Raw genomic sequence first — 13219 nt, forward strand, 5'->3', positions numbered from 1 at the left:
GCTGTGGTTGCCAATCCGGCAACCGAAAGGCGTGCTCTCGTGTTATTATCCAGCTCGTCATTAAAGTGAGGACTTTCTATGGGTGTTGTGGCCAAACGATCGTCAATGACGTTCTATACAGGCAGTGACGACCATTACAGCCATCGCGTCAGGATCGTGCTGGCCGAAAAGGGGATTTCCGTTGACATCATTGAAGTCAACGATGAGCATCGTCCGGCGGAGCTGGCCGACCTCAATCCTTATAATAGTGTGCCGACACTGATCGATCGTGATCTGGTTCTTTATGAGTCCAAGGTCATGATGGAGTACCTGGATGAGCGTTTTCCGCATCCGCCGCTGTTGCCGGTCTATCCGGTGGCGCGAGCGCAAAGCCGCCTCTGGATGCATCGTATCGAGCGTGAGTGGTGCCCGATGGTGGAGCGTATTCTGTCGCCGGGCTCCAAGAAGGAAGTCGAGCAGGCGCGCAAGGAATTGCGCGAGAGCCTTATCGGCATCAGCCCGATTTTTGAAGATATCCCTTTTTTCATGAGCGAAGAGTTTTCGCTGGTGGATTGCTGCCTGGCCCCCATCCTCTGGCGTTTGCCGGCACTGGGCGTTGAGCTGCCCGAGCAGCAGGTCAAGCCGCTGATGGGGTATATGGAAAGACTGTTCGCGCGAGATGCCTTCAGGGCATCGCTTCTTGAGTCAGAGCGCGAACTTCGAACCTGATCGGATCATCGCTGCAGGCAGGTCATTGCCTGCAGCAAACATACTGATTGATGCGCAGGACGTATATTTTGATGCATTCTTCAGTGAGGTGAAATCATGCATTCCAGCCGTCCCTATCTGATTCGTGCGTTGTATCAGTGGCTGCTGGACAACGACTGCACACCCTATGTCGTTGTCGATGCCGAGCGCACGGGTGTGGTGGTACCAGAACAGTTCGTCCAGAATGGCCAGATTGTTCTCAATATCGGTCCGGGCGCCGTTCGAGAGCTTTTCATGGAAAACGACATGGTGGCTTTCAATGCACGTTTTGGCGGCCAGCCGATGACCGTTGAGCTGCCCATCGATGCCATCATTGCCATCTATGCGCGTGAAAACGGTGTGGGCATGGTCTTCGGTCAGGAGCCTGTCATGCCGGACGACGCTTCGGATTCGGCCGAGCCCGATAATGATGACCTCGACGAGCGGGACTCTCATCTGGGCGCGGTGGCAAGAACGGATGAGGATCATGGCGAGGGTGGAAATGACGATGATGACGACGACGGCGGTTCACGCCCGCCCAAGGGACGCCCGTCCCTGAAAGTCATCAAGTAATCGCCCGCTATCGTTATACCAACGGACCCGCCATGATGGCGGGTCCGTTTTTTTATGACTGCCTGTTTTTTATATCGGGCAAGGGTAGGCAGCTTGCGGGGGCTTATACGCCCAGATATTCGAAGGCCTTGACGATGCGTTTTACGCCGCTGGTCTGTGAGACCAGCCGAACAAGGTAGTCTGCTTCGCTGGCGCGAACCATCCCCATCAAATACACCGTGCCATTCTCGGTCAGAACCCTGACCCTGTCGCTGTTGATGTGATTACTGGCGGTGATGCGGGCCTTCACACGCGACGTGATCCAGGTGTCCTGCAGTCGCTGTTGCGTTGAGCTGTTGGGTTCGACGCTCAACTCGTTGCGCAGGTGGCGCACGCCGTTCAGGTGTGTGGCGAGTTCGCCTGCCTGTGCCTTCTGGGCTTCGGTCCCTACCTGACCGGTCAGCAATGCAAAACCGTTATAGACATCGACATTGATATGGGTGTTATCCAGGCTGTCGGTAGCGCGAATGCTGTCCCAGAGCATGCGGGCAGTCTGCGTGTCCTGGTCGATGGCATAGCTGGTACGAGTCCCATAACCGTTGCTGCCGGTGATAGTGCTGCAGCCGCTGGTCGCAAGCGCGACGCCGAGCAGCAGGGTGCCTGTAAGTCGGAAAAGTGTATATTTATTCATTGCTGCCAAAGAGCTGGTGGTCGATTAAATCGCAAAGACAGTGAATGACCAGCAGGTGCACTTCCTGAATACGAGCGGTGACGGTCGCCGGGACCCGAATCTCGCAATCTTCCTGTCCCAGAAGTGAAGCCATGTTGCCACCGTCTCGGCCGGTCAGGGCGACCACAATCATGTCGCGATCATGGGCGGCCTGAATGGCCTGAATGACGTTGGCGGAGTTGCCGCTGGTAGAGATGGCCAGTAGAACATCACCAGGCTGACCCAGCGCCCGAATCTGTTTGGAGAAGACATCGTTGTAGCTGTAATCGTTGGCGATCGAGGTGATGGTCGAAGAGTCGGTGGTCAATGCCAGGGCCGGCAGGCTTGGGCGTTCGCGTTCAAAGCGGTTAAGCAGTTCCGATGAGAAGTGCTGGGCATCACCGGCGCTGCCCCCGTTGCCGCATGTCAGGATCTTGCCGTCATTGATCAGGCTCTGGACCATGATCTGGCTGGCCGTTTCGATGAAGGGCGGCAGGACCTCGCTCGACCAGGTCTTGACGTCGATACTGGCGTTAAATTGATCGATGATGCGTGATTGAAAGTCCATGGCACTCTTCACATTGTCAATGGCGTTATATTTCCGCGGCGTCACTACCGGACTCAAAAGGCGTCAAAGGCGCTTTTGACCCAGTCAAAGTGCAGATGCCCGGGAGGTTCTCCCGTCACCCCGACCGCATCGAAGCGGCAGGGGCATGATAACCGCTTGTCGAGTAGATAAAAATGCGCCGCCCGGATCAGCTTTCGCTGCTTGGCAGGTGTGATGGTTTCCAGCGGGGAGCCGTGCGAAGCACTGGCACGATAACGGACTTCGATAAAGACCAGCGTCTCTCCATCGCGCATGATGAGATCGGTTTCACCGCCGCGGATGTGCTGGTTGCGGGTGACCATGACAAGACCCTGTCGTTCAAGCCATTGCGCGGTCAACGACTCGATGTCATGACCGCGCTGGCGATTGCTGAAGGGTCGAAAGGCCACGTTAACTCAGGGCAGCGTTGGCTGACCGTTACGGAAGACGGCCCAGGGCAGGGTGCGAACGACCCGGCCATCCTGACCGGGGGCCAATCGGCCGGTGGCGCCGTAAAGTTCAAACCCTCCGATGGCGTTCATGACCGGTAGTCGACGTCCCAGCTCAAAGGCATCAACGCCCATGGCATGAAGCTTGATCATGGATGGCTGATCATCATGGATAAGCCGCTCGCGAGTCGACTCAAAGGGCAGGGCGTCACTGCCGCCGGCAGCGGCTTCGGGAATCAGCCAGGGAATGTCCACGAACATCACGTCATCAAGGTCGTGGTCGAGCCTCGGCTGAGGCGAGCCTTCATAGACGTGTGAGGTCGCATAGATGGGCAGATTGGCAGCGTTGTAGTAATCAAGGGTCGGAGGCACCTGGCGGGCATAGCCGGGCAGGGCCAGCAGGAACAGCATGTCCGGTCGGCCACGACCGCCATCGAGTACTGACTTGACTGCAGAGGTGGCAGAGGCGGAAGGATCATAATTCTGGACGCTGACCAGTTCACCGCCTTCCTGCTGCCACTGCTTCTGGAAGGCACCCAGGACGCGGCTGCCCCACTCATTGTTTGGCACCATGACGCCCGCCCTGTGACGACCGTCGAGCTGGCCGCGCTGGGCTGCCTGACGCGCTTCGTCCTCGGCCGAGAGCCCGTACTGGAACAGATTCCGGGCGCTGTTGTGATCATGCGTACCGTAGTTGAGCGCCAGCGTCGGCAGGGCAACGCTATCGCGAGTCTCCAGCTGAGAGACCTGCTCCTTGCTGAGCGGTCCAATGACGGCCTGGGCGCCTTCCATGGTGGCGCGCGCATAAAGGCTTTCGATGTCCTGGCCGGTAGTGTCATAGAAAACCAGCTCGGGAACCTGCCCGCCCTGGCTTCGGACATCATCAGCGCGTGTTTCGATGCCTTCACGAATCGCGGTGGCGATGGATTCCAGCGGACCGCTCTGAGGCAGGAATACCGCAATCTTGCGGATCTCCTGGTCACGGATTTCGTCCAGTGCTCCCAGGTCTGACGGCAGGCGACGAGAAGCGGGGTGGCGAGGATTATTGGACTGCCACTGGCTGATGGCATCGGTCAGAGCGCCAATATTGGCACCCTGCTGGCGCTGCAGTCGTGCAAGCTCTGCCCAGCCGGCAGCCACGCTGCCCTGGCCGGCCAATTGATCAAGCTGGCCCGGATCAAGGCGATTGAGCTGTCGCCAGATGGTGTCATTGAGCTGGGTGTCGTCTGTTTGCTGCTGCAGGGCAATCAGGGTCTGCGCTGCATCGAACGGCTGGTTGTTCATGGCCTGTGCCAGGCCGCGGCGCTCAAGCAGCGTATTTCTTTCGTTGTCCGGCAGGGTCGCGGCGCTATCCAGAAGGCTGGTTGCGGCCAGCACTGTCTGCGGGTCCTGTAATTCAAGGGCCGCGCGCGAGCTCAGCAGTGCCCATCGAAGCTGCTGATCACTGGAGAGGACCGAACGGTCGAGCGAGTTGGCAATGTCCAATGCGCGCTGGTTGTCGCCCTGACGCTGAAACAGTTCGGCCGCCTGGAGGCGGGTGGCGGCCGCCTCGCTGCCCTGTTGCTGCTGGGCCTGGGTCAGCAGGTCGTTGGGCGACTGACCGCCAAAGCGATTAACAATGCCCGATGTGCCGGCACAGCCTGCCAGTGTGAGTGCCACCATGGCCGCGCCGGCCAGTCTGGTAAATGATGTTCGCATGCCTGGGCAGTTCCTTTTCTTGCCGGTCTCCATGATGGCGCCACAGCGTGGCGTCCGCGAACTGCACGGCGTACCATGCAGCTCCAGTCGAGCCTGTACCGTTTTTGGTCATGACACAGGCAAATCCGAAAGCAATGACGCGTCCGAACCAGTGTAGTGTGATGACATGAATAGTTTTAGCAAGGGCGCATTGTACGTGGTTGCCACACCGATTGGTAACCTTGACGACCTCTCCAGACGCGCCATGGATACCCTGGCACAGGCCGATCTGATCGCGGCAGAAGATACCCGTCACAGCGTGCGCCTGCTCGATCATATCGGGGTGAGGGTGCCGCTGGTGTCGCTTCACGAACATAATGAAACCTCGCGAATCGAGCGCATCCGACAAGCGCTTGATGACGGTCAGCGCGTTGCGCTGATCAGTGATGCCGGCACGCCGCTGATTTCTGACCCCGGCTATCGTCTGGTGCAGGCACTGCGGGAGGCCGATTACACCGTTATTCCCATTCCCGGACCCAGCGCGCTGATCACGGCGCTGAGTGCTGCAGGGCTGCCGACCGAGCGTTTTCTGTTCGAAGGCTTTTTGCCGGCCAAAAGTTCCGGACGACGCCAGCGTCTGAGCGACGTTGTCGAGCTGCCGGTAACGATTGTGCTCTATGAGTCGCCGCATCGGATTCGCCAGTTGCTGGAGGATATCGAGATCGTGTTCGGTGAACGTCACCTTGTCGTGGCTCGTGAACTGACCAAGACCTTTGAAACCTTTTTGCAGGGGACGGCGAGCACTCTGCTGGCGCGCATGATGGATGACCCCGATCAGATGCGTGGTGAATTTGTGGTCATGATGGCGCCGGCGCCTGAAAAGGCACCCGCCGACAGCGGCCAGATTGATGGTGATCAGCTGTTGTCCTCGCTGCTGGAGGAGGGGGTGGGGGTCAAGCAATCGGCCAGTGTGGCCACTCGTATACTGGGTGGTCGCAAGAGCGACTGGTATCAGCGTGCGCAGGCGATCAAGGATGGTGGTTTTTGTAATTAATTGTTGCCTGTAGGTCACCAGGGCCGGTGCACAAGGATAAAAATGGTTAACGCGCTTGGAGCCGGGGTTCGGCACTGATATTCTTGCGCGCTTGGGAGTCGGCCGGACAGTCGCCGCTGAACTTTCGGGTTCGGGGGAGGAAAGTCCGGGCTCCACAGGGCAGGATGCCAGGTAACGCCTGGGCGGCGCGAGCCGACGGAAAGTGCAGCAGAGAGTAGACCGCCCAAGCGGTGTCGGGTCTCTCGGCACCGACGGCAAGGGTGAAAGGGTGCGGTAAGAGCGCACCGCACGCCTGGTAACAGGTCGTGGCATGGTAAACCCCATCCGGAGCAAGACCGAATAGGAACCCATTGGCGTGGCCCGCGTCGGGTTCGGGTAGGTTGCTTGAGGCGTTCGGTGACGAACGCCCTAGAGGAATGACTGTTCTCGACAGAACCCGGCTTACAGGCCGACTCCCACCTGTTTTCCCCTTGAAACATCCCTTGAGTCCTCATGAATCAGACCCCAGGTATCCGGCAAGACCACAAGCATGAAAGCGTCCTGCTTGAGGGTGCCGTCGATGCCCTCGTTCAGCGGCCCGACGGCCTCTATCTGGACGGCACTTTCGGGCGTGGCGGGCATTCCCGCGCCATCCTTGACCGCCTGAGTGATCAGGGGCGCCTGGTCGCCATCGACCGCGATCCTGATGCACTTGCCGCCGCCGCAGACATCGAGGATTCACGATTTAGTATCGCGCGCGCCACGTTTGCTGATCTGGGCGAAGTAGCGCGTCAGCAGGGCGTCCACGGCAAGCTCTCCGGCATTTTGCTGGATGTTGGCGTGTCGTCTCCTCAGCTTGATGATGCCAGCCGTGGTTTCAGCTTCATGCGCGACGGCCCGCTTGATATGCGCATGGACCCCGATTCGGGCATCAGTGCGGCCCAATGGATTGCCGAAACCTCCGAGCGCGAGATGGCAGACGTCTTCAAGCGTCTGGGCGAGGAGCGTTTTGCCAGGCGTCTGGCTCGGGCGGTCGTCACGCAGCGCAAGGAAGCCCCCATTACCCGTACCGTGGAACTTGCCGAGCTTTTGAAGACGGCGCATCCGGCGTGGGAAAAGGGACGCCATCCTGCCACACGTGCCTTTCAGGCCATTCGTATTCATCTCAATGATGAGCTGGGTCAGCTCGAGCGTGCCCTGGAGGCCGCGCTTGAGGCTCTGGCTCCCGATGGACGGCTGGTGGTGATCAGTTTTCACTCGCTGGAAGATCGTCTGGTCAAGCGCTTTATCCGTGACAAGTCACGGGGCGATCAGCACCTGCCACGGCACATGCCGCTTCGCGAGGACCAGATTCGTCGCGACATGGCACCTGTCGGCAAGGCGATTCGCCCGGATGATCAGGAAACCGGGTTTAATGTCCGTGCCCGCAGCGCAGTCATGCGTGTGGCTCGCAAGCTGGGGCAGGAGAGCTAGTCGCCATGGTTGAACGCACTTCCGGCTCTCCTTCGCGCAGTCAATGGCAGTGGCCCTTTCGGCTCCGCCTGACCTTCCTGCATGGCGTGATTCTGGCCATGCTGCTGCTGGTCATCTTTTCAGCGCTGGGTGTGATCAGTACGGCCTATCACACGCGCTCTCAATATGCGCGCCTTCAGACCATGGAGCACAAGCATGACCAGCTTCAAACGGTCTGGAGTCGTTTGCTGCTGGAAGAGAGTACCTGGTCGACCCCTTCACGTATCGAAAATCTGGCGCGTGATCGTCTCGAGATGCATGTGCCGGATGTCCACCACACCAGGGTCATGCGGCCATGAGTGAACAAAACCGCCGCGTCGGACGCAATGCGCGCATGTATGGCGGGGATACGGCTGCCAGTCATGTGGCGGCCATGCCAATCTGGCGTTACCGATTCGTACTGGCCATCATCTTCATGGCCATGGCCGTGCTGGTCGGGCGCATTGTCTATTTACAGGTTTTCGACCATCAGTTCCTGCAGGGCCAGGGGGACTCGCGAACCATTCGTGTGCAGAGCATCGATGCCCACCGTGGCATGATTACCGACCGCGATGGCGAGCCGCTGGCGGTTTCTACCCCCGTGGTGACCCTGTGGGCCAATCCGAAGGACCTTCCCGAGGACCCGGTACAGCTGACTCGACTGGCAAAGGCGCTGGATGAGCGGCCCGCGGACTTTATGGCGCGGGTGAAAAGCTACCGCGACAAGGAGTTCATGTATCTCAAGCGGCGGGTCACGCCCGAGCCTGCCAGCCGTGTGCTGGCACTCGATATTCCCGGTGTGCATGGTCGTCACGAGTACAAGCGCTACTATCCGGCCGGTGAAGTAACTTCCCAGCTGGTGGGCATGACCAATATCGATGATCACGGTCAGGAAGGACTGGAGCTGGCCTTTGATCGTTATCTGTCCGGTCGTCCGGGGCAGCGTCGCGTGCTTCAGGACCGCAAGGGTCAGCTGGTGCGTGATCTACACATGATTCGAGAGGCTCATCCGGGCGGTGATGTGACGCTGTCGATTAATTTGCGCCTTCAGTATCTGGCCTATCGCGAGCTCAAGGCGGCGGTCAATGAACACAACGCTGACAGCGGCACCCTCGTAATGATGGATGCCCATACGGGCGAGGTGCTGGCCATGGTCAGCCTGCCATCCTATAACCCCAATAATCGCACCAGCGTGGATCCGGCAGGATTGCGTAATCGGTCGCTGACCGATGCCTTCGAACCGGGGTCGGTCATGAAGCCCCTGGCCATGAGTGCGGGGCTCGAGTCGGGCAAGTTCACGCCGCATACTCCCATGGATACCACCCCCGGCTGGATGATGGTGGATGGTTATACCATCAAGGACACTCGCAACTTCGGCAAGCTGGACATGACCGGGGTCATTACCCACTCCTCCAATATCGGCATGACGCATATGGCTCTGGCCCTTCCGGATGATGCCATCTGGAACGTCTATGACTCGATGAAGCTGGGGCATCCCACCGGGCTTGGCTTCCCCGGAGAAGCCACCGGCAGCCTGCCTTCGCCGTTCAGCTGGTCCAAGGCCAAGCGGGCCACGCTCTCCTACGGGTATGGGCTATCGGTCAATGCCGTACAGCTCGCCAGTGCCTATACGGCGATTACCAACGATGGCAAGCAGTTGCCGCCCTCGCTGCTCAAGCTGAACAAGCCACCCGAGGGGCATCAGGTCATGTCCTCAAAGACAGCTCACGAACTGATCCAGATGATGGAAACGGTCGTGGAACCCGGCGGTGGTGGCACGCGTGCGGCGCTTGAAGGCTATCGGGTGGCCGGCAAGACCGGTACCGTAAGAAAAATTGGCGATACGGGGTATCAGAAAGAGGCCTATCGCTCCAACTTCGTTGGCATTGCACCGGCCAGCGATCCTCGCATCGTGACCGTGATTTCGATCGATAATGCCAAGGGTAAAGAGTATTACGGCGGCCTGGTGGCTGCGCCCATCTTCTCCAGAGTAGCTGGCAATGCGCTGCGCCTTCTGGATGTTCCCCCCGACGATCAGAGCAAGGAGGCGCCTGGTGCCTGATTTGCCGACCAGCACGCTGGCCGATGCCATTGCACGGCTCTGGCCCGACACCGACACGCTGCCGCTGGCGGATGAGGCACGTCTGGTGCTGGATTCACGCCATGTCGAGACTGGTGATGTTTTTGTGGCGCTGCCCGGCACCCGTGTCGATGGTCGACAGTACATTGACCAGGCGCGCGACAGGGGGGCAGCGCTGATTCTTGTGGCTCCGCCCTGGCAGGAAACGGCCGATGATCTGCTGATACTGGATGATCTGCCCGAGCGGCTGGGTCAACTGGCATCACTGGTCATGGGGGTGCCTGACTCGCTTGAGCAGATTGCGGTGACCGGTACCAATGGCAAGAGCTCGGTAACGCACTACATCGCTGCGCTCAGCGAGGCGCTGGCAACGCCTGCCGGTCTGATCGGCACGTTGGGCAGTGGCCGCCCGGGCATGCTCGAGCACGCCGGACTGACCACGCCGGATGCCATCTCGCTGCAGCAGCGTCTGCGCGAACTGGCGGTTGCCGGTGCCGAACGCGTGGCGCTGGAGGCATCCTCTCACGCGCTTGATCAGCATCGCCTGAGCGGTTGTTGTATTCGTGCGGCGGTCTTTACCAATCTGAGCCGCGATCATCTGGACTATCACCCGAGCATGGCCGCTTATGCCGCCGCCAAGGCTCGTCTTTTTCAGCGTCCCGAGCTTGAGCTTGCCGTTGTCAACGCAGACGATGCCCTGGCCCGCCTGATGCTGGCGGGTGTGTCCAAAAAGGCGAGCGTGCTGAGGGTCGGCAGCCAGGACAGTCATGACTTTCAGGTGCGCCGCTGGCAGGCGCAGCGTCTTGGCCTTGAGGCAGGCATCATGACACCGGAAGGGGAACGGACTCTGCGGCTTTCGCTGATGGGGCGCTTCAATCTGGATAATGTACTGCTGGCCATCGCGACCCTCTACGGGCTTGGCAGTCCGCTGGACGCATTGATGAAGGCGGCAGAGCAACTGACCCCTGTTCCCGGGCGAATGCAGCTGCTGGCACGGCCCGATGCACCTGCGGTGGTGGTGGATTACGCTCACACGCCCGATGCACTTCGCAATGCGCTCCTGGCCCTGCGTGAGCATGTGCCGGGCAGGCTCTGGTGTGTGCTGGGCTGCGGCGGAGATCGCGACACCGGCAAGCGCCCCTTGATGGGGGGCGTGGCAGCACTGCTTGCCGATGAAGTCGTGGTGACCGACGATAATCCGCGTAGTGAGCCACCCGAGGATATCCGCCGCATGATCATGTCGGAGATGCCGCAAGGTGCGCACGTTCGCGAAGTGGCCGGGCGGGCGCAAGCCATTGCCGATGTCGTGGCCAGGGCGGGCGCGCAGGACGTTATCCTGCTGGCCGGCAAGGGGCATGAGGATTATCAGGAGATTCAGGGCGTACGCTATCCGTTCAGCGATATGGACGTGGCGTCTCTGGCGCTGGAGGCCCACTGGCATGAGTGATACACCGCCCAAAATCATTGAAGCACTGCGTTTGCCTGCCGATGCCGTTATCGACCCGGGAGGTGATTTCGCGCGAGCCGCCACCTGTCGCATTGTCACTGATACCCGCAGCCTGCAGGCAGGGGACGTGTTTCTGGCGCTTCGCGGTGAGCGTTTCGATGGCCATGATTTTCTCCAGACGGCCCGTGATCGCGGTGCCATCGCTGCGATTGTTGATACCGCATTTGAGACCGACATCGCACAGCTGGTGGTAGCGGATACGAGGCTGGCGCTCGGACTGCTGGCGCGTCATCACCGTCTTCAGTGGCAGGGGCGGCTGGCGGCCATTACGGGCAACAGTGGCAAGACCACGGTGCGCGCCCTTTGTGAGGCGATTATGTCGCGCAGCGCGCCGACACATGCCACCCGCGGCAATCTCAATAACGATATCGGCGTGCCGCTGACGCTTTTGCAGCTTGACGGGCGCTGTCAGCAGGCCGTGATCGAGGCCGGTGCCAACCATACGGGTGAAATTGCCTGGACGACCGCGCTGGCATGCCCGGATGTGGTATTGATCAACAACGTTACCGATGCCCATATCGGCGAGTTCGGTAGTGCCGGTCACATTGCCCAAGCCAAGGCCGAGATACTGTCGGGGTTGTCGCCTGATGGCATTGCGGTACTCAATCGCAACGATCGTTTTTATGGTCTCTGGGCGGCGCTTGCCTCCCGTCATGACGTTCTGGACTTCGGAATTGATGTGCCTGCCCGCGTTCAGGCCATTGATATGGTCAGTGATGAAGGGTTTTATCAGTTTACACTCACCATCGATGGCGATGCGCTGGGGCGAGTAGCGCTGCCGCTGATGGGGCGTCATAACGTCATGAATGCGCTGGGTGCCGCTGCCGTGGCGCATGCCATGGGCTGTGCATCGACACATATTCTGGCAGGTCTGAACGAGGCCGAAGGCGTGGCCCGGCGAATGGCGATGGTTGAAGGCATTCGCGGTACCACGCTGATTGATGACAGCTATAACGCCAATCCGGGCGCCATGCGGGCTTCACTGGAGACGCTGGTGCAGCGTCCCGGGCCCCGCTGGTGTTTTCTCGGTGCCATGGGCGAGCTGGGACGTTACAGCGACGAGGCGCATGAGGCGCTGGGGCGGTACGCTCGCACACTCGATATTGATCGAATGATCACGATCGGCGAACCTGCCAGAGCGACGTCAACTGCCTTTGGGGAGCGTGGGCGCCATTTCGATGATTGGGCCTCGCTGATCGAGTTTGCTCAACATTCTCTGCCTACCAATGCCAGCGTGCTGATCAAGGGATCTCTCAGCGCCGGAATGGACCGTCTGGTCAATGCGCTTCGATCAGAATCTTCAGGTGATTATTCATAATGTTGCTTTTTCTTGCCGAACTGCTCTCTTCCTTTCAAACCAGTTTCAGCGTTTTTGGTTATCTGACCCTGCGAATGATTCTGGCCACGCTGACTGCACTTTTGCTGTCATTGATGATTGGCCCCTGGGTCATTCGACGGCTGGTCGCCGGTCAGATCGGACAGGCGATTCGTGATGATGGCCCGCAGTCGCATCTGTCCAAGGCTGGAACGCCCACCATGGGGGGCGTGATGATTCTGCTGTCGATCGCGATCTCCACGCTGTTGTGGGCTGACCTTGGCAATCACTACGTCTGGCTAATATTGCTGGTCACACTGGGATTTGGAGCGATCGGCTGGGTTGATGACTATCGCAAGGTGGTCGAAAAGAATCCACGCGGCCTGCCGGCCAAATGGAAATATCTATGGCAGTCGGTGATCGGCCTTGCCGTGGCCGTGGCGCTCTATGCGACGTCGGCCTCTCCGGTCGAAACCAGCCTGATCGTGCCGTTTTTCAAAAGCATCGTGATTCAGCTGGGACCCTTTTTCATCCTGCTGACCTATCTGGTGATCGTGGGCAGCTCCAACGCCGTTAACCTGACGGATGGTCTGGACGGGCTGGCGATCATGCCGACCGTGCTGGTTGCCATGGGGCTGGGTGTTTTTGCCTACGCCAGCGGCAACGCCATGTTTGCCGAGTATCTGCACATTCCTTCGGTGCCCGGTGCCGGCGAGATGGCCGTTTTCTGTGGCACCATCATCGGTGCGGGGCTGGGCTTTCTCTGGTTTAACACCTATCCGGCTCAGGTATTCATGGGCGATGTTGGTGCGCTGGCACTGGGCGCTGCTCTGGGGATGGTGGCGGTCGCCGTGCGACAGGAGATCGTGCTGTTCATCATGGGCGGGGTCTTTGTCATGGAGACCGTCTCGGTCATTGTACAGGTAACCTCGTTCAAGCTGACCGGCCGACGTGTGTTTCGCATGGCGCCGCTTCATCACCACTTTGAGTTGAAGGGCTGGCCTGAACCGCGTGTCATCATCCGTTTCTGGATCATTACCGTGGTGCTGGTCCTGTTGGGTCTGGCCACTCTGAAAATTCGCTGATATGGCGAC

Annotated in this window: 13 protein-coding genes and 1 other RNA gene; 10 read left to right on the forward strand and 4 right to left on the reverse strand. The window is 59.6% G+C overall.

Features of this window, described 5'->3' with window-relative positions:
- Positions 1-78 precede the first annotated feature (78 nt).
- A complete protein-coding gene (gene sspA / locus B9H00_RS15405; RefSeq protein ID WP_086623115.1) occupies positions 79-708 on the forward strand; it encodes a stringent starvation protein SspA in 630 nt (209 codons plus the stop codon).
- Positions 709-804: 96 nt separating this feature from the next.
- The gene (locus B9H00_RS15410) at positions 805-1299 is read left to right on the forward strand and encodes a ClpXP protease specificity-enhancing factor (RefSeq protein ID WP_086901390.1); all 495 of its coding nucleotides are present in this window, start codon (positions 805-807) and stop codon (positions 1297-1299) included.
- A gap of 103 nt (positions 1300-1402) precedes the next feature.
- Here B9H00_RS15410 and B9H00_RS15415 read toward each other — a convergent pair whose 3' ends face one another.
- The 4 genes from B9H00_RS15415 to B9H00_RS15430 are packed head-to-tail and all read right to left on the reverse strand — an operon-like array spanning position 1403 to position 4720.
- Positions 1403-1969 (reverse strand): BON domain-containing protein, encoded by a 567-nt coding sequence (locus B9H00_RS15415; RefSeq protein WP_086901391.1) that lies wholly within the window; start codon positions 1967-1969, stop codon positions 1403-1405.
- A complete protein-coding gene (locus tag B9H00_RS15420; RefSeq protein ID WP_086901392.1) occupies positions 1962-2555 on the reverse strand; it encodes a phosphoheptose isomerase in 594 nt (197 codons plus the stop codon). The genes B9H00_RS15415 and B9H00_RS15420 overlap by 8 nt, the downstream gene beginning before the upstream one ends.
- A gap of 53 nt (positions 2556-2608) precedes the next feature.
- Complete coding sequence (locus B9H00_RS15425) at positions 2609-2983, reverse strand: YraN family protein (RefSeq protein ID WP_086901393.1); 375 nt, start codon at positions 2981-2983, stop codon at positions 2609-2611.
- 6 nt (positions 2984-2989) lie between these two features.
- The gene (locus tag B9H00_RS15430; protein WP_086901394.1) at positions 2990-4720 is read right to left on the reverse strand and encodes a penicillin-binding protein activator; all 1731 of its coding nucleotides are present in this window, start codon (positions 4718-4720) and stop codon (positions 2990-2992) included.
- Between the two features lie 166 nt (positions 4721-4886).
- Between B9H00_RS15430 and rsmI the strand changes: the two genes are divergently transcribed.
- The 8 genes from rsmI to mraY all read left to right on the forward strand — a co-directional run bounded on the left by rsmI (position 4887) and on the right by mraY (position 13210).
- On the forward strand, positions 4887-5753 hold the full coding sequence (gene rsmI, locus B9H00_RS15435) for a 16S rRNA (cytidine(1402)-2'-O)-methyltransferase (protein ID WP_086901395.1): 867 nt from the start codon (positions 4887-4889) through the stop codon (positions 5751-5753).
- A gap of 94 nt (positions 5754-5847) precedes the next feature.
- An RNA gene (rnpB, locus tag B9H00_RS15440) (RNase P RNA component class A) lies at positions 5848-6213 on the forward strand.
- A 32-nt stretch (positions 6214-6245) separates the two neighbouring features.
- Complete coding sequence (gene rsmH, locus B9H00_RS15445; RefSeq protein ID WP_086901396.1) at positions 6246-7205, forward strand: 16S rRNA (cytosine(1402)-N(4))-methyltransferase RsmH; 960 nt, start codon at positions 6246-6248, stop codon at positions 7203-7205.
- A 5-nt stretch (positions 7206-7210) separates the two neighbouring features.
- Positions 7211-7543 carry a cell division protein FtsL gene (ftsL, locus tag B9H00_RS15450; RefSeq protein WP_086901397.1) on the forward strand — a complete coding sequence of 111 codons (333 nt, stop codon included), beginning with the start codon at positions 7211-7213 and terminating at the stop codon, positions 7541-7543.
- Positions 7540-9285 carry a peptidoglycan D,D-transpeptidase FtsI family protein gene (locus tag B9H00_RS15455; protein ID WP_086901398.1) on the forward strand — a complete coding sequence of 582 codons (1746 nt, stop codon included), beginning with the start codon at positions 7540-7542 and terminating at the stop codon, positions 9283-9285. Before ftsL ends, B9H00_RS15455 begins: the two co-directional genes overlap by 4 nt.
- Positions 9278-10750: a UDP-N-acetylmuramoyl-L-alanyl-D-glutamate--2,6-diaminopimelate ligase gene (locus B9H00_RS15460; protein ID WP_236944304.1), complete on the forward strand. Its 1473-nt coding sequence runs from the start codon at positions 9278-9280 to the stop codon at positions 10748-10750. Before B9H00_RS15455 ends, B9H00_RS15460 begins: the two co-directional genes overlap by 8 nt.
- Entirely contained in the window at positions 10743-12128 is a 1386-nt protein-coding gene (locus B9H00_RS15465; protein WP_086901400.1) for a UDP-N-acetylmuramoyl-tripeptide--D-alanyl-D-alanine ligase, read from the forward strand. The genes B9H00_RS15460 and B9H00_RS15465 overlap by 8 nt, the downstream gene beginning before the upstream one ends.
- The gene (gene mraY / locus B9H00_RS15470) at positions 12128-13210 is read left to right on the forward strand and encodes a phospho-N-acetylmuramoyl-pentapeptide-transferase (protein ID WP_086901401.1); all 1083 of its coding nucleotides are present in this window, start codon (positions 12128-12130) and stop codon (positions 13208-13210) included. The genes B9H00_RS15465 and mraY overlap by 1 nt, the downstream gene beginning before the upstream one ends.
- Positions 13211-13219: the final 9 nt, after the last annotated feature.

The sequence above is a fragment of the Kushneria marisflavi genome (assembly GCF_002157205.1).
GTDB classification, from domain to species: Bacteria; Pseudomonadota; Gammaproteobacteria; order Pseudomonadales; family Halomonadaceae; genus Kushneria; species Kushneria marisflavi.

What these genes read in the sequence shown, in the direction of transcription:
- B9H00_RS15465 (WP_086901400.1), top strand. Translation starts at nt 10,743, where the DNA reads ATGAGTGATACACCGCCCAAAATCATTGAAGCACTGCGTTTGCCTGCC.
- B9H00_RS15430 (WP_086901394.1), bottom strand. Translation starts at nt 4,720, where the DNA reads ATGCGAACATCATTTACCAGACTGGCCGGCGCGGCCATGGTGGCACTC.
- B9H00_RS15415 (WP_086901391.1), bottom strand. Translation starts at nt 1,969, where the DNA reads ATGAATAAATATACACTTTTCCGACTTACAGGCACCCTGCTGCTCGGC.
- sspA (WP_086623115.1), top strand. Translation starts at nt 79, where the DNA reads ATGGGTGTTGTGGCCAAACGATCGTCAATGACGTTCTATACAGGCAGT.
- B9H00_RS15410 (WP_086901390.1), top strand. Translation starts at nt 805, where the DNA reads ATGCATTCCAGCCGTCCCTATCTGATTCGTGCGTTGTATCAGTGGCTG.
- rsmI (WP_086901395.1), top strand. Translation starts at nt 4,887, where the DNA reads ATGAATAGTTTTAGCAAGGGCGCATTGTACGTGGTTGCCACACCGATT.
- B9H00_RS15455 (WP_086901398.1), top strand. Translation starts at nt 7,540, where the DNA reads ATGAGTGAACAAAACCGCCGCGTCGGACGCAATGCGCGCATGTATGGC.
- rsmH (WP_086901396.1), top strand. Translation starts at nt 6,246, where the DNA reads ATGAATCAGACCCCAGGTATCCGGCAAGACCACAAGCATGAAAGCGTC.
- ftsL (WP_086901397.1), top strand. Translation starts at nt 7,211, where the DNA reads ATGGTTGAACGCACTTCCGGCTCTCCTTCGCGCAGTCAATGGCAGTGG.
- mraY (WP_086901401.1), top strand. Translation starts at nt 12,128, where the DNA reads ATGTTGCTTTTTCTTGCCGAACTGCTCTCTTCCTTTCAAACCAGTTTC.
- B9H00_RS15420 (WP_086901392.1), bottom strand. Translation starts at nt 2,555, where the DNA reads ATGGACTTTCAATCACGCATCATCGATCAATTTAACGCCAGTATCGAC.